General features: G+C 69.5%; 18 protein-coding genes. 8 read left to right on the top strand and 10 right to left on the bottom strand.

The window, feature by feature from the left end; genetic code table 11:
- Positions 1-4: 4 nt before the first annotated feature.
- Positions 5-1,360: a lytic murein transglycosylase gene (locus ACFWQC_RS15300; RefSeq protein WP_378679303.1), complete on the bottom strand. Its 1,356-nt coding sequence runs from the start codon at positions 1,358-1,360 to the stop codon at positions 5-7.
- Between the two features lie 193 nt (positions 1,361-1,553).
- On the opposite strand from ACFWQC_RS15300, the gene ACFWQC_RS15295 reads away from it, so the two are divergent.
- The 5 genes from ACFWQC_RS15295 (at position 1,554) to ACFWQC_RS15275 (ending at position 5,426) form a co-directional block, all read left to right on the top strand.
- Positions 1,554-2,324, top strand: a complete 771-nt coding sequence (locus ACFWQC_RS15295) for a hypothetical protein (RefSeq protein ID WP_378679300.1) — start codon at positions 1,554-1,556, stop codon at positions 2,322-2,324.
- Positions 2,321-3,037 carry an SDR family NAD(P)-dependent oxidoreductase gene (locus ACFWQC_RS15290; RefSeq protein ID WP_378679298.1) on the top strand — a complete coding sequence of 239 codons (717 nt, stop codon included), beginning with the start codon at positions 2,321-2,323 and terminating at the stop codon, positions 3,035-3,037. The genes ACFWQC_RS15295 and ACFWQC_RS15290 overlap by 4 nt, the downstream gene beginning before the upstream one ends.
- Before the next feature lie 48 nt (positions 3,038-3,085).
- Entirely contained in the window at positions 3,086-3,466 is a 381-nt protein-coding gene (locus ACFWQC_RS15285) for a DoxX family protein (protein WP_378679295.1), read from the top strand.
- A gap of 206 nt (positions 3,467-3,672) precedes the next feature.
- The gene (locus tag ACFWQC_RS15280; protein WP_378679293.1) at positions 3,673-4,443 is read left to right on the top strand and encodes a glycerophosphodiester phosphodiesterase family protein; all 771 of its coding nucleotides are present in this window, start codon (positions 3,673-3,675) and stop codon (positions 4,441-4,443) included.
- 44 nt (positions 4,444-4,487) lie between these two features.
- The gene (locus ACFWQC_RS15275; RefSeq protein WP_378679290.1) at positions 4,488-5,426 is read left to right on the top strand and encodes a DUF5926 family protein; all 939 of its coding nucleotides are present in this window, start codon (positions 4,488-4,490) and stop codon (positions 5,424-5,426) included.
- Positions 5,427-5,535: 109 nt separating this feature from the next.
- On the opposite strand, the gene ACFWQC_RS15270 is transcribed toward ACFWQC_RS15275, so the two are convergent.
- The 8 genes from ACFWQC_RS15270 to ACFWQC_RS15235 form a co-directional block, all read right to left on the bottom strand.
- On the bottom strand, positions 5,536-6,411 hold the full coding sequence (locus ACFWQC_RS15270) for a GyrI-like domain-containing protein (protein WP_378679287.1): 876 nt from the start codon (positions 6,409-6,411) through the stop codon (positions 5,536-5,538).
- Positions 6,412-6,493: 82 nt separating this feature from the next.
- Complete coding sequence (locus tag ACFWQC_RS15265) at positions 6,494-7,432, bottom strand: adenylate/guanylate cyclase domain-containing protein (protein ID WP_378679285.1); 939 nt, start codon at positions 7,430-7,432, stop codon at positions 6,494-6,496.
- An 80-nt stretch (positions 7,433-7,512) separates the two neighbouring features.
- Complete coding sequence (locus tag ACFWQC_RS15260) at positions 7,513-7,884, bottom strand: cyclic nucleotide-binding domain-containing protein (RefSeq protein ID WP_378679282.1); 372 nt, start codon at positions 7,882-7,884, stop codon at positions 7,513-7,515.
- A 103-nt stretch (positions 7,885-7,987) separates the two neighbouring features.
- Positions 7,988-9,190, bottom strand: a complete 1,203-nt coding sequence (locus ACFWQC_RS15255) for an arginine deiminase (protein ID WP_378679279.1) — start codon at positions 9,188-9,190, stop codon at positions 7,988-7,990.
- A gap of 48 nt (positions 9,191-9,238) precedes the next feature.
- On the bottom strand, positions 9,239-9,841 hold the full coding sequence (locus ACFWQC_RS15250; protein ID WP_355018704.1) for a TMEM165/GDT1 family protein: 603 nt from the start codon (positions 9,839-9,841) through the stop codon (positions 9,239-9,241).
- Between the two features lie 188 nt (positions 9,842-10,029).
- Entirely contained in the window at positions 10,030-11,301 is a 1,272-nt protein-coding gene (gene larC, locus ACFWQC_RS15245; protein ID WP_378679275.1) for a nickel pincer cofactor biosynthesis protein LarC, read from the bottom strand.
- Between the two features lie 103 nt (positions 11,302-11,404).
- A complete protein-coding gene (larB, locus tag ACFWQC_RS15240) occupies positions 11,405-12,094 on the bottom strand; it encodes a nickel pincer cofactor biosynthesis protein LarB (protein ID WP_378679272.1) in 690 nt (229 codons plus the stop codon).
- A gap of 3 nt (positions 12,095-12,097) precedes the next feature.
- Entirely contained in the window at positions 12,098-12,949 is an 852-nt protein-coding gene (locus tag ACFWQC_RS15235; protein ID WP_378679269.1) for a prephenate dehydratase, read from the bottom strand.
- 24 nt (positions 12,950-12,973) lie between these two features.
- On the opposite strand from ACFWQC_RS15235, the gene ACFWQC_RS15230 reads away from it, so the two are divergent.
- Entirely contained in the window at positions 12,974-13,384 is a 411-nt protein-coding gene (locus tag ACFWQC_RS15230; RefSeq protein WP_378679266.1) for a DUF4446 family protein, read from the top strand.
- A gap of 421 nt (positions 13,385-13,805) precedes the next feature.
- Here ACFWQC_RS15230 and ACFWQC_RS15225 read toward each other — a convergent pair whose 3' ends face one another.
- Complete coding sequence (locus tag ACFWQC_RS15225; protein ID WP_378679263.1) at positions 13,806-15,377, bottom strand: YegS/Rv2252/BmrU family lipid kinase; 1,572 nt, start codon at positions 15,375-15,377, stop codon at positions 13,806-13,808.
- A gap of 157 nt (positions 15,378-15,534) precedes the next feature.
- Between ACFWQC_RS15225 and ACFWQC_RS15220 the strand changes: the two genes are divergently transcribed.
- Positions 15,535-17,748: a calcium-binding protein gene (locus ACFWQC_RS15220; RefSeq protein ID WP_378679260.1), complete on the top strand. Its 2,214-nt coding sequence runs from the start codon at positions 15,535-15,537 to the stop codon at positions 17,746-17,748.
- Positions 17,749-17,848: 100 nt separating this feature from the next.
- Positions 17,849-18,535, top strand: a complete 687-nt coding sequence (locus ACFWQC_RS15215) for a peptidoglycan-binding protein (protein ID WP_378679257.1) — start codon at positions 17,849-17,851, stop codon at positions 18,533-18,535.
- The last annotated feature ends 50 nt before the right edge of the window (positions 18,536-18,585 follow it).

Here is an 18,585-nt window from a genome sequence, read left to right as displayed (position 1 = left end):
CGGGTCATTCGACGGGCGCGGGCTCCGTGACGGCGTCGTCCTTCACCGGCTCGGGGAGGTCGGTGAAGGACGGGTCCACCGATTCATCGAGGCCCGCTACGTACGCCTTGGCGAGTCCCGAATCGGGGACCGTGTCGCCAAACTCAGTGGCGCAAGCCACCAGAACGGCGTTGTAGATGTCGCTGTCCACCTCGAGAGTGGGATACGTGAAGACGGTCGCCTCCTCACACCGGCTTGCGACGGTGGGCACCGGCTCAGGCTCCTCTGTCGTCGGAGGATCCGTGGGCGTCGGGGTGGGAGTCGGCGTGGGGGTCGGCGTCGCCGTCCCGTCGCCGTCGCCCGACGTGTTGTCGTCCGGTTCGGCGCCCGTCTGGGTGTCGTCGGGCTCCGCAGGCTTGGTCGGCGTAGGGGACGGTGTCGGTGCAGGCGCCGGGGGCTTCGAGGCGGCCTTGGGAGCGGACTTGGTCTCCGACTTCGGTGCCGGCGCAACAGTGTTCGAGGTGCGCGGGAGGGCGGAGGCCGTGGGTCTCATCGAGGAGGTGGACCCACCGTCCACGCTCGGTGCGCCCGGGAACTCCCCGTTGCGGTACTGGCCGGCGATCTTCAGCACTGCCTCGACGTACGTGTCGCTCTGGTTGTAGCGGTAGACCGCGGACTGGGCGCCGGAGTTGGTGCTGACGTCCTCGGTGCCGGCGCACAGGTAGGCCGCGGTGGCAACGGCAGCATCGTCGACGTCCTGCGGGTCGCGGCGGTTGTCGCCGTCACCGTCGGTGCCCATGACCGTCCAGGTGGAGGGGATGAACTGCATCGGGCCGACAGCGTGGTCGTACTCCGTGTCGTGGTCGTAGAGGCCGTTGTCGGTGTCGCGGATCGCCGCGAAGTTGCCGGCGCCGTTGAGCTGCGGGCCGATGATCGCGGGGAGGGCGAGGCCGTTGGAGTTGAGCTCGCTGCCGCCGAAGCGGCCGTGGTTGCTCTCGACCATGCCGATCGCGGCGACCAGGGCCCAGTCGATGCGGCAGGAGGCGTCGGCGTCGTTGAGCACGGTCGCCGAGCGCTGGTACGCAGCCAGAGCGACCGACGGGATCGACAGCTCCTCGGCGTTGGAGGCGAGCTTCACTGCGTCGGTCGGGGTCAGGTTCTTCACGCCACCCAGGCCATTGGAGATGCCGAGGGGGTCCTGGAGCGCGCCCGGATCGGGGAGCTCAGGCTGCTGATGACCGGTGTCGAGGCGTGCTTCGTTCGGGGCCAGGACCGCGAAGGCAGCGGTCAGCGCGACGGCGGCAACGGCCCGAGGCCCGATGCTGGTCAGCGCCGCTGTACTGATGCTTCTGGCCCAGAATTTTCGGGGTGCTTTGGTCATGCCGGTCTCACCTCTTCCACGCGTGGGGTACGTGTCCGTCCCTTGAGCCTACCCAGGTATTCCCGATCGGCGCCCTGCAATTAGAAATCCACCCACCTTGGGGAAGAACGGCAACGGTCGGGCCACCTGACGTTGGGCTGGTGTTCCCCGGTACGCCGCCTGGCCTCACCTTCCGCCTGTCACCGTGGACGACATGACTGAACGGACTCGTCTGTGGATGGTTCCGCTGGTCGCTGCCGCGGGTTGGGGCGTCGGTTTCCTTCCGCAGCTCGTCCAGCCGCAGCCGCTCCTGCTAGCCCCGATGGTCGCCGAGCTGGTCTCGTTCACATTGCTCGCCGCCGCGCTCGGTGGGCTCGCTGCGGGGCTGCGCCCGGACCGCCGGCTGCTCAGCGCGGTGCTTGCCGGCGCCGGTGTCGTGGCCGCGGCCTTCCTCGGGCTGATGTTCGCCGCCGGGCCGGCGGCGACCAACTCGTCGATGCTGACCCATCTGATCGCCGTCGCCGCGATCACGACGGTCGCCGGTCTCGCCGCCGGTCTCGCCGCGAGCCTCGGGCCGTGCGTGCTGCGGGCGCCGATGCTGGCCGCGCCGGCCGTGTGCGTACCTCTCTGGCTCGATGGGATGCTCCCCGGCGAGCTGCCGTCGTCGGTCATCGACGCGCTGCTGGCCGCTGCCCTGGTCACCGTGCTCGTGACGTCCGTACGCCGCGCCGTCGACGTCGTCGCCTGGGTGCCCGCCTGGATCCTGGGCTGGGCGATGCAGACGCTGCTGACGGTGCTGGTGGCCATCGGCGTACTCATCCAGGAGGGCCGTTCGGTCGACGCCGGGCTGCTCTCCTCACACCTGGTCTACTTCCACGAGCGCTGGAACGAACCCGCGGTGCACTACCCCGCCGGATGGGCGCTCGCCGGAGTCCTGGCACTGGCGTTGGTGGCGTGGAGGCTGCGTGACACTCTTCGGGTGTGAAACGCTCTCTCATCACCGGAGGCACCCGCGGGATCGGTGCCGCTGTCGCTCGTCGACTGGCCGCTGACGGCCACTCTCTCGTGCTCGGATATCTGTCCGACGAAGCTGCTGCTGTCGCGACGCGCGACGAGATCAGGGCGCTCGGGGTCTCCTGCGAGATCGTGGCCGCCGACATCACCACCGACGCCGGGATCGCCGCGCTCTTCGAGGCCGCCGGCCCGGTGACCGGCGTGGTCAACAACGCAGGCGCGACCTACCGCTACGCGCCCCTCGTCGACACTCCGACCGACGAGATCCGGAGGACGTACGCGGTCAACCTGGTCGGTCCCACGCTGATTGCCCGCGCGGCCGTGTCCGCGCTCGCCGAGGGCGGGGTGATCGTCAACATCTCCTCCGGCGCCGCCACGCTCGGATCGCCGGGGGAGTACGTCCACTACGCCGCCGCCAAGGCCGGGATCGACGCGCTCACGAAGGGCCTCGGGCTCGAGGTCGCCCCGCTCGGCATCCGGGTCGTCGCGGTCGCCCCCGGGCTCACCGAGACCGACATGCATGCCAACACCGGCGACCCCGGCCGGATCGCCCGGATGGCGCCCCAGATCCCGATCGGCCGTGCAGGCTCACCCGACGAGGTCGCCGAGGCAGTCGCCTGGCTGATGAGCGAGAAGGCCGGGTACGTCACCGCCACGACGCTGCGGGTGACCGGCGGGCGGTGATCTCTCCGTTCGATGTCACAGCCTGGCGACGTACCTCGTCTCGGTGGCATGAACATCATCTTGTGGATCGTGACGATCTTTCTGGCTGCCGGGTTCCTGGCCGGCGGACTGGCGATGCTGCTGCTGTCGAAGGAGAGGTTTCGCAACGCCTTCGAGGGGTGGCACTACGCCGACGACTTCCCCGGCGGCTTCCTCAAGGTCATCGGCGTGATGAAGGTGCTGGCCGCGGCCGGGCTGATCCTGCCCGTAGTGACCGGGGTCGCCACCTGGGTGGTGCCGTTCGCCGCTCTCGGGCTGGTGCTGCTCATGACCGGTGCGACCACCACCCGCATCATCCGCAAGGAGTGGGGCTCCGCCGCCGGTGACCTGGTCTTCTGGTCGCTGGCGGCCTTCGTGGCGTTCGGTCGGTTCGCGGTCGTGCCGTTCTAGGCACCGCGAAGCGGTCGAACGCTGCCTGGCCCTGGAAGTGACCCAGGTCCCGCGGGCCGCCGACGTTGTGGTCTCCGAGATCCATCTGTCTCCTCCGAACCGGATCGTGTTCGCGAGACGATGCCGGAGGGCGTACGTCACGGGGTAACGCTTTTCGGCGTCGTGTCGTGCGCCCACGCGGTTGTCCGATGGACAACAATCTCCTCATGAGGACCCAGGTCGTCGCGCATCGCGGCGCCAGTCATGAGATCGCGGAGCACACCCTCGCTGCGTACGTCGCAGCCCTGGATGCGGGCGCGGACGCCTTGGAGTGCGACGTACGTCTGACCATGGACGGGCATCTCGTCTGCGTCCACGACCGCCATCTGCGCCGCATCGGCGCGCGGGGGCTGGTCTCGGAGATGACCCTCGCCGAGCTGCAGGCGATCGACTTCGCGGCCTGGAAGAACGGGTTCTGGGAGGGGGAGGACGAGCCGCCCGACCGGGACATGCGCGGCGTGCTCACGCTGCACCGGCTGCTGCGGGTCGTGCGTGACTACGGCCGGCACGTCGAGATGGCGATCGAGACCAAGCACCCGACGCGCTACGGCGGGCTGACCGAGGGGCGTCTGGTCGACGTTCTCAACGACTTCGGCTGGGCCGGTCCGGGCAGCCCGGTGCGGGTGATGAGCTTCTCGTTCACGGCGCTGCAGCGCGTGGAGCGGCTGGCGCCGGGCGTACCTCTGGTCCAGCTCGTCGACCGCGCCGCCAACTGGTCGCTCCTGCGGCACACGATCGGCCCGGACTGGTGGCTCGGGGCCAGCATCGAGATGCTCACCGCCCACCCGAAGCTCGGGCGGCGGCTCGCGTCGAAGGGCCGCAACCTGCACGTCTACACCGTCAACACCGAGGAGCAGCTCAAGCTCTGCCTCGACATCGGGGTCAACGCGGTCATCACCGACCGGCCGGGGTTCATGCTGGAGCTGCTCGGCCGCTGAGGCGTGTTACCTGGCGCGCGGGCCCGGCAGGTTAGGGTTTGGCCGTGGCCAAGAAGTCCCGAGTCAAGAACCGTCAGGCGGCTGCGGCCCCGACGGACGGTCCCAACCCGCGCGCGGCGTGCCCGTGCGGGTCCGGCAAGCGCTACAAGGCGTGCCACGGTGCCGCCGGCGGCGCGTTCGTGGGGCGCCCGTTCGAGGGCCTGCCCGGCGAGTGCGACCTGGTCGCACTGCGTGAGCTGGTGCCCTCGGCGACGGTGTCGCTGACGGTGAAGGGCTTCGAGTCGACCCCCGTCACGTTGGGCACCCTGCTGCCGGGCGCCGCGCCGGCGATGTCGCGCGACTCGGGCGAGGTATGGGCCGGGCTGCAGGTGCAGCACAACTACGGCGACGTCTCGCGTGACGTGGCCGCCGCGCTGCTCCAGGCGCTGGAGAGCCGCGCCGCGGGCGAGTCCGGCATCTTCGGTCTCACCTCCGCGCCGGGCCCGGGCCCGCGGCTCCAGGACATCGTCACCAACGAGTCCCTGGACGTCACTGTCCACGAGGGCTTCGACTGGTGGCTCGCCGACGTCGAGGACAAGGGCGACTTCGAGCACGCCCTCGAGCACGCCAACGAGTCGGTGCTGCCGACGCTGCGACTGGCGTCGGTCGAGGCTGCGTACTGGACCTCGGTCGGCTCCAAGGAGCACCTGCGCTGGGTGATGCCCGAGCCCGAGGACGCCCTGCTGACCGCGCTCGCACGCCTGCACGTGACCGGCGAGGACGTGATCGTCCCTGACGCTCGTTTCGTCGGCATGTTCCGTGCCCACGGTCTGCTCGCCCCCGTCTGGGACCTGCCGGTCGGCACCGGCGCCGAGGCGCTCGAGGAGCCGGCGGTGGCGTTCAAGAAGCTGCTCGACGAGGCGCTCGCCGACGACTCCGAGATCACCCCCGAGGTGCGCTCGGCTCGCGCCGGGCTCGCCAACCGACAGGTCACCATCCGCTGACGGGGTGGATGCTGACCGAGGTACCTCGGTCAGCACTCACCTCCTTCGTGGAGTTCCGCGAGGAAAGCGACCGTTCACCGAGTTACCTCGGTGAACATCCGCCGAACCATCACGCCCGCTCCACCGGCAACCAGAGCTCGCACGAGGCGTACGTCTCGGTGAGCTCGAGGTAGCGCAGGACGGACGGCCCGGGGCGGAGCCGCCACGGGTTCGACGGGAACCAGTCGGTGGCGGTCGAGGACCAGAGCCGTTGCAGCGTCTCCGGGTGCGGGCCGCTGGAGGTGAAGACTGCCCAGGAGCCGGCCGGCACGGTGATGCTGTCGAGCCCGTCCGGCACCGCGGCCGACGGCGTGACCGCGACCCCGTGCAGGTAAGTGATCATCGTCCCCTCCTGCGCGTCGGGCGACGGGGAGTCGGTGACGGCGAGGATGCCGCGCGGGTCGGTGTCGTTGAGCTCCTTGAGCCGAACGTGATCCTCGGGCGCGATCGAGGCGATGTGGGTCTGGATGTGCGGGTTCACGCCCTCGTAGATCAGCGGGACCTTGGTGGCGTGGCCGACCAGCCGCAGCTCGGGCATGTCGTTGATGGTGACGTCCATCGGGGTGCTCCCTTCGACGCTCAGGCGGAACCTGAGCGTGGGTTGTGTGCGTAGCGGACCACCGGATCGGCGTACGTCGGCGGGAGCCGTTCCGTGCACGGCACGGAACGCGCGCCCGAACGCCTCGGTCGAGCCGTAGCCGTAGCGCACCGCGACCTCCAGGAGGTCAGGGGCGCCGGCCACCAGGTCGGCCGCTGCCAGGGTCATCCGGCGGCGGCGTACGTATTCGGACAGGGGCATCCCGGCCAGCGCCGAGAACATCCGGCGCAGGTGGTACTCGGTGGTGCCGTGGTCGCGGGCGACCCGAGCCACGTCGACCTCACCGGTGAGCCCGCTGCGAAGCTCCGTCTCGACCAGGTCGACCAGGGTGTTGAGCGTGCCGATCATGTGGTCCTCCTTTCGCCATCAAGCCTGGCTGGGGAGCACCTCTCCGGGCCCGACTTTCCTGGCCCGGTTCGGTCGGGTGGGTTCAGTCGGATTGGGAACGCAGCCGGAACGCCTGCAGGCGGGAGTAGCCCTTCACGCTCGTACGCCGCATCTTCTCGACCTGGAAGCCGTCGACGTCCTCGAGCGCGGCGGCGGCGTTCTCGTCGATGACCACCGACGAGGGCCGGGCGACGGTCGTGAGGCGGGCGGCGATGTTGACTGTCGGCCCGAAGACGTCGCCGAGCCGGAGAACCACGTCGCCGTAGGATATCCCGGCTCTGACGTGCGGAAACGCGCTGTCGCGATCCTCTCCGAGGGCGGCCAGGTCCAGGGCGGTCCGGGCCGCGGCGGCGACGTCCTCGAAGGTGAAGAACACCCCGTCGCCGAGATACTTGATCACCCGCCCGCCGTGCTCGACGACGATGTCGGAGCAGGTGTCCTCGAACTCCTCGACCCAGTCGACCAGCTCCTTGTCGCTGAGCCGTTTGGAGCGGGAGGTGTAGCCGACGATGTCGAGGAAGCCGACCGCGAGCGGCACCGCGGAGGCGTCCGCGACGGTGAGCATCCGCCGCGCCGCGCTGACCAGATGGCGGCGCCAGACATAGTCCTGCAGCGACTCGACCAGCGGCAGCACCTGCCCCGTCAGGGCGACCAGGTCCTCGACCTCGTCGCCACCCCGCTCCCGGGCGACCTCGGCCAGCAGCGAGGTCTGCCACTCGGCCAGGCGCGCGTAGGACCGTCCCCAGGTCCGCACGAGCGCCGCCTGGCGGTCCTCGCTGAGCACCCCGAGGCGTACGAGCTCCTGCGTCATCCGCAACGCCTCGACATCTGCCTCGGTGAAGGCGATCTCGTCCTCGCCCGCATGCGGGAAGCCGAGATGGTGCCAGAGGTCCTCGGTGACCTCCATGGGCACGCCGGCAGCCTCCGCCACCTCGGCGCGGGTCAGCGTGGGCGTCTGGCCGAGGACGAAGGACTCGACCACGGCGAGCGCCTCGGCCAGCTCGATGTCTGCCTCACGGCTACGGCCTTGGCCGAGGCCCTCGTCAGCCTGGTCCTCGAGCGTCAGGAGTCGAACCTCTCCTTGGCGACCTTCTCCAGCGCCCGTGCGAACGTCGGCATCTCGACGGACAGCTGCTGCAGCTGGTCGGCGCTGAGGTGGATCAGGTCGAGCGGGGTGAGGGCGACGATGGAGGCCGTGCGCAGCGAGCCCCGCATGATCGCGGCCTCACCGATGATGTCGCCGGGGCCGCACTGGGCGATCTCCACCTTGTCCCGGCGGACCGAGACGGTGCCGTCGAGGATGATGTAGGCCTTGTCCGGCGGGGTGTCCTCCCAGATCGGCGACCAGCCCTCGGGCAGGTGCACGCGGGTGCCGGTGGCGCTGATGTGCGCGATCTCCTTGGGCGTGAACATGGAGAAGAACGACTCGGTCACGAGGGTTTCCTTCGGGGTCGGCTGTGGGGTGCTGCCGCGATGTGACGGCAGTTACAGAGATCAACGATGTTCGTCTACAGGGGTTACCCGCGGGTGTAGTCGCCTATGCGGGCAGCGGGTCGCGGGCGATCGGACAGCTCATGCATCGGGGGCCGCCGCGGCCGGAGCCCAGCTCGGAACCGGCGATCGCGATGACCTCGATACCGGCAGCCTCCAGCGCTCCGTTGGTCTGGGTGTTGCGCTCGTACGCCACGACCACGCCCGGCGCCAGTGCCAGGGTGTTGTTGCCGTCGTCCCACTGCTCGCGCTCGGCGGCGACCGGGTCGAGCCCGGTGTCGATGTGGTGAAGCTTGTCGATCCCCATCGCCTCGGCCGCGACCTCGAGGAACGGGCGCGGGGCCGCGATGTTCAGCTGGCCGTCGCCGCCCGCGGGGGTCACGGCGTACGCCACCAGCGAGTCGACCGCGTTCGGGTAGATCACCATCTTGTCGGTGTTCACCAGCGTGGCGATGGTGTCCAGGTGCATCGTCGCGCGCTCCTGCGCGATCGGCACCGCGAGCACGGTGTGGGCGAGCTCCTCGGCGAAGACCTGGCGGGCGAGCCGCTCGGCCCCGGCGGGGGTGGTGCGCTCGCCGACCCCGACCGCGACGACACCGGGAGCGAGGAGGAGTACGTCCCCACCCTCGACGTGCTCCAAGTGGGCGCCGTGCAGCCGCGGGCTGGCCCGGAAGCGCGGGTGGAACTGGTAGATCAGCTCGGTGAGCGCGGTCTCGCGCTTGCGAGCCGGCATCGCCAGCGAGGTGACCGTCGCCCGGTCGCGGATCCACACCGACGAGTCGCGGGTGAAGAGCAGGTTGGGGAGCGGGTCGATCAGGAAGTCGTCGTGGGCGAGGAGGCTGGTGACCAGGCCGTGGCCGCCGCGTACCTCGTCGTTGCGGACGCCGGCGGTCAGGTGGTCGGTCAGCTCGGTCGGTCCGGCGTCAGCGAGGGCGCCGCTCAGGTAGTCGCGCAGGGTGTCGCCGAGGGTGAGCGAGCCCAGCACGTTCTCGAGCGCCAGCTTCCGCGCCTCGGGCACCTCGAGGGTCTCGGTGAGCAGGTCGGTCAGGTAGAGCACCTCGACGTCGCGATCCCGCAGCGCGGCCGCGAAGGCGTCGTGCTCGTCCTGTGCCCGCTTGACCCACGGGATGCCGTCGAAGAGCAGCTTGTCGTTGTTGCGCGGCGTCAGCCGGGTCAGCTCCCGGCCGGGCCGGTGGAGCATTACCGTACGCAGTCGTCCGACCTCGCTGTCGGCGCCAAGTCTCACCATGGCGCAGAGCCTAGATGAAGCCGCTCAGGCGAACACCCTTCGACAAGCTCAGGCGAACACCTCGACCAACGTCAGGATGCCCAGGACGAGGCAGACCACAGCGCCGACATAGTGCAGGACGTGCAGCTTGATGAACCGGAGCAGCGTACGTCCCAGCAGCACCGCGAGCCCCGACACCGCCAGCAACGCGGCCCAGGAGCCGATGAAGACCGAGACCGGGTCGTGGTAGCGAGCCACCAGCGAGACGCTCAGCAGCTGGGAGAGGTCCCCCCACTCGGCCGCGAAGAGGACCATGAAGCTGGCCAGGACCTGGCGGAAGCCGCGTACGTCCTTCGCCTTCTCGGCGAACTCGCTGCCGTCGTCCTCGGATGCGGTGCCGTGGTGGCGGCGCCCCTCGATGAACAGGAACACCGCGCCGCCGAGGAAGAGCAGGGCGGCGACGATGTGGATCAGATCGGTCGGGAGGAGCGTCGCCACCCCGCCGATCGCCACCGCGATGAGCGTCTGGACCGCGAACGCCGCGCCGACGCCGAGCCACACGAAGATCGGCCGGTACTTCGTCGAGAGCACCAGTGTCGCCAGGAACGTCTTGTCCGGGAGCTCGACGACGAAGATCGCGGCGAAGGCCAGCGCGACGACGGTGATGTCCATCAGGGTTCCGTTCCAGTTTCTTTACGTCCGGCTCATATCGTCGCATCCTGGCGGTGCAGCCGCCGGAGCCGCTGGGCCGGCCCGTCGGTCGAGCCGCCGGAGCCGCTAGGCGGAGGCGTGTCGAGACCAACACGGTGCGGTCGCGCTCGATTGATCCATGTTGGTCTCGACACGGATTCGCTCGTACCTCACGAATCCGGCTCGACCAGCGGTCGGGCGAGGGCGGCGGCCTTCGCCTCGGCGAGCACGTCGATCGGCGGGCGATCGAGCGCGGCAGCCGCGCGGGCGACGTCGTCCCACTCGGGCTGCAGGTTGACGATCTCGCCGTCGAGGCGGGCGGCCTTGACCGCGATCGGCTGGCCGCCGACGCTCACGGTCAGCATCTCGCGCGGCAGGGCGTGCTTGACGACCTCGTGCTCGCGTACGCCGATCGTCGAGGTCTCCCGGAAGAGCACCCGCCGGACCGCCTCGGCGGCATCGGGACGGGTGAGCGCGTGGAGGGTGTAGGCCGGTCGGCCCTTCTTCATCAGGATCGGCGTGACCCAGGCGTCGTGCGCGCCGGCCGCCAGGAGCGCGTCGAGCGCACCGGGGATCAGTCGCGGGTCGAGATCGTCGATGTTCGCCTCGATGACGAGTTCGGTCGGCGCATTTTCCCGCCATGGCGGGAAAATGTCGTCGCCAGCCGCCCGACCCGCCCGCATTTCCCCGCCATGGCGGGATTCTGCCCCCGGCCGCACCGCAGCGTCACCGATCAGCAGGCGCAGCGTGTTCGACCAGCCCTCCGGGTTCCTGCCGCCGGCGCCGACGCCGACCGCTCGGGTCGTCAGCGGCGGCTGGTCGCCCCATGAGGTGGCGAGGGTGGTGAGCAGCGCGGCGCCGGTCGGCGTGCACATCTCCATCTCGGGATGCCCGAGCGGCCCCGCAAAGGAAGGTACGCCGGTGAGCAGCCGCGCCACGGCCGGAGGCGGCACTGGGAGAGTGCCGTGCGCCGTCCGGATCGACCCGGATCCAACCGCGATCGGGGAGACGACCACCTCGGTTGCACCCAGGTGCGCGAAGCCGGCGCAGACTCCGACCACGTCCGCGATCGCGTCCAGCGCCCCGACCTCGTGGAAGTGAACATCCTCGGGTGGGATCCCGTGGACGGCCCCCTCGGCGACGGCGAGGCGCTCGAAGACCCGGAGTGCCAGGTCGCGCACGGCATCGTCCAGGGCGGCGTCGGTGAGCAGTGCCCGGACGTCGGTCCAGGTGCGGTGATGGGCCGAGTCGGCGATCTCGACATGGCACCGGGTCGCGGCGAGAGCACCGCGCATCACCTGCTCGGAGGCGAGACCCACCGGCTCAGGGGTGACCGCATCGACCGCGGAGGCGATGAGAGACAGCGGCACGTCGGCGCCAACGAGCGCGCCGAGCAGCATGTCCCCTGAGGCTCCTGAGGAGGCATCGATCCAGATCCTCATCGAGAGCTCCCAGAGTGGTCGAAATGGGCCGCCCTACCCGTCGGACGGCGACCACTTTTGACCACTTCTCGCTGATGTCCACCCGGCTCGAGGGGGTCCGTCCTCACGGTTCCCCTCCTCGGGCCCGCCTGGCGATCCGAGCCGCCGCGACGCCAGCACCGTAGCCGTTGTCGATGTTGACCACGGTCACGCCGGGAGCGCACGAGTTGAGCATCGCCAGCAGCGCGGCCAGCCCGCCGAAGGAGGCGCCGTAGCCGACGGACGTCGGCACCCCGATCATCGGCACGCCCACGAGCCCGCCGACCACGGAGGGCAAGGCACCTTCCATCCCGGCGACGACGATCAGGCAGTCGGCGGCATCGAGCCGGTCGCGTACGGCCAGAAGACGGTGGATCCCGGCGACACCGACGTCGGTGATCCGCTCGACCCCGGCGCCATGGACCCGACAGGCGAGCGCGGCCTCGGCCGCGACCGGTCCGTCGGACGTCCCGGCGGCGACGACGCACACCCGGCCGTGCGGGGTCGGCAGCGGCCCGAGCGTGACCGCGCGGGCCTCGGCGTCGTGGACTGCCGTCGGCAGCTCGGCCGCGACCCGGGCGGCCGCCTCGGCGGAGACTCGAGTGGCCAGGACGGCGCGCGAGGGATGCGCCTCGTGCAGCCGGCGAAGGATCGCGACGACCTGCTCGGGGGTCTTGCCGTCGGCGTACACGACCTCGGGGTCACCGGTGCGGCGCTCCCGGTCGAGGTCGACGCGGGCGAACCCGAGGTCGGCGGTGGACTCGTCGTCCGACATGACTCAGAACCGCGCCGGGTCGGCGGGGTATACGCCCAGCAGCTTCACGTCGGTGGTGAAGAAGGCCAGCTCCTCCAGCGCCCGCTTCAGCCCCGGCTGGTCCGGGTGGCCGTCGACCTCGGCGAGGAACTGGGTGGCGGTGAACTTCCCATCCACCATGTAGGACTCCAGCTTGGTCATGTTGACGCCGTTGGTCGCGAAGCCGCCGAGCGCCTTGTAGAGGGCCGCGGGGAGGTTGCGTACGTTGAAGATGAACGAGGTCACCACCGGACCCGCGTCGGCGGGAGCCTGGATGAAATCGGGCGAGAGCACCACGAAGCGGGTGGTGTTGTGGTCGGCGTCCTCGATGTCGGTGGCGAGCACGTCCAGCCCGTAGATCGAGGCGGCCAGCGGCGGAGAGATCGCGGCCATCGTCGGGTCGCCGGCCTCGATCACCTCACGCGCGGCCCCGGCCGTGTCGCCGGAGACGACCGGCGTGAAGCCGTGCTCCCGAATGATGTTGCGGCACTGGCCCAGGGCGTGGACGTGGGAGTGGACCGTACGGATGTCGTCCAGGTGGGCGCCCGGAAGGCCGAGCAGGTGGAACCTGATCCGCAGGTAGTGCTCGGCGATGATGTGCAGGCTGGACTCGGGGAGGAAGTGGTGGATGTCGGCCACCCGCCCGGCGAGGGAGTTGTCGATCGGGATCATCGCCAGCGACGCACTCTGCTCACCGCTGGCCGCCTCGACGGCCGCAAAAACATCTTCGAACGAGGCGCACGGCACCGACTCCAGCTCGGGGTAGTACCGCTGGCACACCATGTGTGAGTTGGACCCTGGTTCGCCCTGATAGGCGATGCGATGTGGCTCGGACACAGCGACAGTCTAGATTCGCCCGTTGTGCTCGCTCTTGCAATTCTCAGTCTGCTGACAGCAATCGCCGCCCTGGCCCTCGCCGGAGCGGCCTGGCAGAAGACCAAGGACGTACGTCGCCCCGACCCTGCCGCCGTCGAGTCGCTGCCGACCGACGTCGCCGGTCTGCGCGCCGAGGTCGCGGCCCTGCGCGCCGAGTCGGCGATGAACCTGCGCCACCTCGCGGTCGTGCGCTTCGACGCCTTCGGAGACGCCGGCGGCCACCTGAGCTGGTGCCTTGCGCTGCTCGACGACAACGGCGACGGGGTCGTGCTCACCTCGATCCACGGCCGCACCGAGGCGAGGTCGTACGCGAAGAGCATCAGTGCCTGGAAGTCGTCCCAGCTGATGTCGCCCGAGGAGACCGAGGCCGTCCAGCAGGCCAAGCCCAAGAGCTGACCCGGGCTGACCCGGGCTGGTCCGGGCCCGAAAACGACACCGGCACGCTCGGGCGTGGCGGGGGAACCGTTCCGAGCGTGCCGGTTTTCAAACCCGGGCTGCGGGTGGGACGGCCCGGGAGTCGACCACTGGTCGCGGGGGATTTCCGACCAGTGTGTGGGTCTTGCCACGTCGTCGGCCGGAGTCAGGCTTGAGCCCGGTCGAAGACGACGACTCGGCTCACGCCGAGTCGTGTCAGACACCTTATGAAAATTTACTTGTCAACAAGGCATCTGTGTCGGCGAGTCGGCTCGGTTTTGCCACGAGAATCGAGGCCAAACGGGCTGAAATCACGCAGAAAGAGGGACTTTAGGCCCAGATTCCCGGGACGTTCGGCCCCACTGCGTGTCGTTTGGATTCAGGACCGAATCGGGACTGGCTGTCAGCGTGGCACGCGGACGAGCAGGCGCCCGGGGAGGCACTGCATACGGAGCTCGCGACCCTCGGAGATCGTGTCGCCGTCGAGCTGCCGCGGCTGGTCGTGGTTGGTCCGGATCACGACGCTGGCACCGGTCATCCGGTTGACCAGATTGTCGGTGCGCGGACGCTTGCTCAGCACCCGGACCGCGAGCGGGAGCCAGGACCAGAATCGCTGCGGATAGAGCAGCACCACGTCGATGAGGCCGTCGTCGAGCGCTGCCGCCGGCAGCAGCGGCATGTTCGCCTGGAGGTAGCCGACGTTGCCGACCACGACCGTACGCGCCCGGTGCCTGGTGAACTCGCCGTCGTCGACGGAGATCTCCAGCCGCATCGCCGGGAACATCAGACTCTTGAAGGCGGAGAGGACGTACGCCATCCAACCGATGCGCTTCTTGATGTCCTCGTTGACGCCGCTCATGATCGCGGCGTCGAAGCCCATCCCGGCCATGACCAGGAAGTTGGTGTCCTCGAGGTTGTCGCCCGAGACCTCGACCAGGTCGATCGCCTGGTCCTGCCCGGTGAGCGCGACGTCGATCGCGGCGCGGATGTAGAGCGGGATCGACAGGTTGCGCGCCAGCAGGTTGCCGGTGCCACCGGGGACGATCCCGACCGCGATGCCGGTGCCGGCCAGGGCGGAGCAGACCTCGCGTACGGTGCCGTCGCCGCCACAGACGAGGACCAGGTCGGCGCCCTCTGCCTGGGCCGCCAGAGCCATCCCCTTGCCCGGGTCGTCGACCGTGGTCAGGTGCCAGGTCGGCGTCTTCCAGCCGGACTCCTTGGCCATCGTGTTGACCATCGTCTTGAAATGCTCGACCGACTCGACCTTGATCGGGTTGAGGACGACCGCGATCTTCCGGTTGCCACGCACCGAGTCGACCAGCGGCCGCCGCCCCAGCGCGTGCGAGGCGGGCAGCGGCGTGTAGAGCGCCATGCCGAGGAAGACGGCACCGGCGGCGAAGAGGATCCCACCGAGCACGTCGGAGGGGTAGTGGCGTCCGAGGAAGACCCGGTCGGCGGCAACGAGCACGACCAGCAGGATGAGGCCGGTGTAGGCCAGGCGGCGGATGCCGCGGCGGCGTACGAACATCGTCACGACCACCGCGATCACGCCTGCCAGCACCGCGATCCCGGTCGCATGACCGGACGGGTACGACGGCGACTCGTGGAACCACGACGCCAGCTGCCACGCGGGCCGGTCCCGGTCGACGATCAGCACCACCGCGCGGCGTACGACCAGCGTGATCACCACGACGCCGAACACGTAGACCGCGGCGCGCAGGTAGGTCCGGAACAGTCCCGCGGCGACCAGGAGGGCGACGCCGACAGCGAGATACCACTCGGTGATCACCTCGACGACGTGCCAGAAGTCGAGCATCCAGCCATGCTCAGCGGTCACCTCCGTCGCGTCCCGGCCGAGCTCGTCGATCGTCGAGACCGGCGGCCACCCGTTGATCCCCGCGATCCCGATCAGGGCGCACAGAGCGAACAGCGAGGCCGCCCAGAGCAGCAGGGCACGGCGCGAAAGGTCAAGCACGGTGAGTCAGTATGCGCGATACGTCTTCCACACAGTGAATGAACGGGCCGGACAAAACCGCGGGCCGGGAATGTCCGAGAGCGCTATCGTTCGCTCTCCGCGCATGATTCGGGTCGGCGCCGGCATCCCTCGGTCCCTCGTCGTTGTGAGGTCTCTCATGCGCTCTCGCGCCTCCTCGTACGCCCTCCTCGGGCTCCTGTCCGTCCCCGCCGTCGCCCTCGGCGTCGGTGGCCTCCTCGCCGGCTCGGCCGCCGCTGCCGAAGGTGAGTGTGGCGGCAAGCCCATCACCGTCGACCTCGCCGTCGAGGGTCAGGTCCCGACCGAGGGTGACGACGTGATCCTGCTGGCGGAAGGGCTCAACGCCGGCGTGCACGCGTTGGGCGGCGCCGACGTCATCTGCATGCGGGAGACGTCCAGTGTCGGAACCATCTACGGCGAGGCCGGGGACGACATCATCTACAGCAACACCGAGTCTCGCCATGACGCCATTCGCGGGGGTTCGGGTGACGACACCGTGTATGGCGGCGACAAGAGCGACCTCATCTACGGCGAGGGCGGGAGCGACTCGATCTACGGGGGTGCCGGTAACGACCTCGTACGTCCCTCTGCCAGTTCCGGTGACGGCGCTGATGTCGTCGACGGCGGTCCCGGGGCCGACCGTATCTATGCCGAAGCAGGCAGATCCGAGGGAGATGTCCTCGACGGCGGGTCGGACGACAGCGCCATCGATGTCTTCTACCTCGGTGGTTCGGGCGCCGGGATCGACCTCGACATGACGGCGGGCACCTCCAACTGGGGTGCGACGGCCGTGGGCTTCGAGTCGGTCACGGGCACGGACTACGCAGATGTGATCGCCGGCACCAGCGGCGACGACGTCATCAACGGTGCGTACGGGAACGACCGGATCGACGCCGGAGCCGGGAACGACACGCTCAGCGACGGCGCCGGCGACGACGTCGTCCACGGCGGCGAGGGGGACGACACCTTCCTCGAGAACCGGAATGCCGGTTCCAGCGACCACGACGAGCTGTGGGGCGGTGGCGGGAACGACACGATCACCGGTGGCCCCTATGGCGCGTTGGACCTGATCAGCGGCGACGAGGGCAACGACACTCTGAACAACGGCGTGGGTGCCGCACGAGTGTTCGGCGGTCTCGGGGACGATGCGATCACCCTCGCCGGCAGCATGAGCTCGGCCGCGTACGGCGGTGACGGGGTCGACACGATCCGCGTAGGCACGATCGGTGGCGACGCCAACGGCGGCAACGGCAACGACATCATCTACGGGGGATCGACGTCGCTGTCGGCTAACGGTGACGCCGGCGACGACAAGATCTACGGGGCCGCGGAGTCCAACTACATCAGGGGTGGCGCCGGGAACGACCTCATCGAGGGTGGGGCGGGCAAGGACGAGCTGATCGGCGGTCCCGGCCTCGACTCGATCTACGGCAAGGGCGAAGCGGACGCGATCCACGGCGACGAGGACTACTACAGCCCCACCGTCGGATCCGCCGACACCATCGACGCCGGGGACGGGAACGACACGGTCAAGGCTGGCCCCGGCAACGACACCGTGAGCGCAGGGGAGGGCGCGGACAACGTCGTCGGGGAGGCCGGCAACGACCGAGTTCTCGGCGGAGGCGGAAACGACCGGCTGAAGGGCGACGCAGGCAACGACGTGGTCGAGGGTGGCAGCGGCAACGACACCTTGGAGGGCGGAAGCAACACCGACTCCCTGCGCGGCGACAGCGGCGACGATCTGCTGGCGGGCAACGCCGGCGACGACTCGCTGAACGGCGGCACCGGCGTCGACACGGCGTCGTACTTCACTGCCGACAATCCCGTCACCGCGACCATGTCTCGCGCGACCGGGGGTGGCGGCAGCGACACCCTTGCGGGCATGGAGAACCTGACGGGCAGCCCGTACGCCGATCGTCTCGTCGGAGACGGGGGCGCCAACGTACTTCTCGGTGGAGGCGGCAGCGACACGATCTTCCCCGGCCTCGGCAACGACCGCGCGGAGGGTGGCTCGGGCACCGACACCGTCGCGTACTCGAACGTACGCAACGGGGTGAAGGTCGCGCTCAACACCACCGCAACCCAGTCGACCGGCGCGGGAGCGGATCGCCTGCTGACCTTCGAGCGGCTGACCGGCACGAACTACGCAGACGTCCTGCGGGGCAACGGCGGGGCCAACAAGCTGGTCGGCCTCGGCGGTTCGGACCGGATCGAGGGCGGTTCAGGCAACGACTCCCTCTACGGCCACTCCGGCAATGACCGGCTCGTCGGCGGCTACGGCCGCGACTACGGCGACGGCGGCACCGGCAGCGACAGCAGTTCGTCCGTCGAGCGGCGCGTCCGCATCCCGTAGCCGCACGGGTACGGGAGAGGTACGGGTTCGGGCGGCAGCACCGGTTCGCGACACTGCCCCTTTCGAGTTCCGAGCACATGAATCGAGAGGGATCCATACAGTGAAGACATCGGTGCGGTTGCGCATGGGAGGCCTGCTCGCGGCGGCAGCTGTGGCAACGGGCGGACTGGTCGCCGTGGACGCGGGCACGGCGCCTGCGGAGGCGGCGGTCAGCTGCACGATCAGCAGCCCGAAGACCGTACGTCCCGGCAACACCGGCAGCTGCGTGACGCTGCTCCAGAAGGTGCTCGGTGGGCTCAAGCCGGACGGTTCGTTCGGGTCCGCGACGACCGCCCGGGTGAAGAACTACCAGCGGGCGAAGGGGCTGGCGGACGACGGCATCGTCGGGTCGCGTACGTGGTCGAAGATCAAGGCGGGCATGTCCGGAGCGGGCACGCTCATCACCTCGGTAAGCACCGCGAACTGGTACGCCTGCCTCATCGTCCGTGGCGGCTCGTCGATCCGCTACACGGTCACCAACAAGCGCAGCACCTCGTGGAAGCAGGCCTACATCTACGCCAGCAGTGCGAGCGGGCTGGTCCGAGGCACGATCGCCAGCAAGAGGTCCCGTTCGACCGCATCGAACCCCTCGGGCTTCCCGAAGACCTACAACACGACGGCCGCGTACGTCACCTACACGAGGGCCAACTACCACACCAACGACTCCTACGGCTACAACTTCACCGACGTGAAGGTCTACCGCTCGTTCCTGCGCCCGTGTGGCAAGACCAGCCCGGTCTACTGGTGACCGGCCGATTACTGAAGTGAGATCTGGTGGTCCGGTCGACTAGCCTTGCC

It is taken from the genome of Nocardioides sp. NPDC058538, assembly GCF_042719275.1.
In the GTDB taxonomy this organism is placed as follows: domain Bacteria; phylum Actinomycetota; class Actinomycetes; order Propionibacteriales; family Nocardioidaceae; genus Nocardioides.
This window is presented reverse-complemented; position numbering and strand designations above follow the sequence as displayed.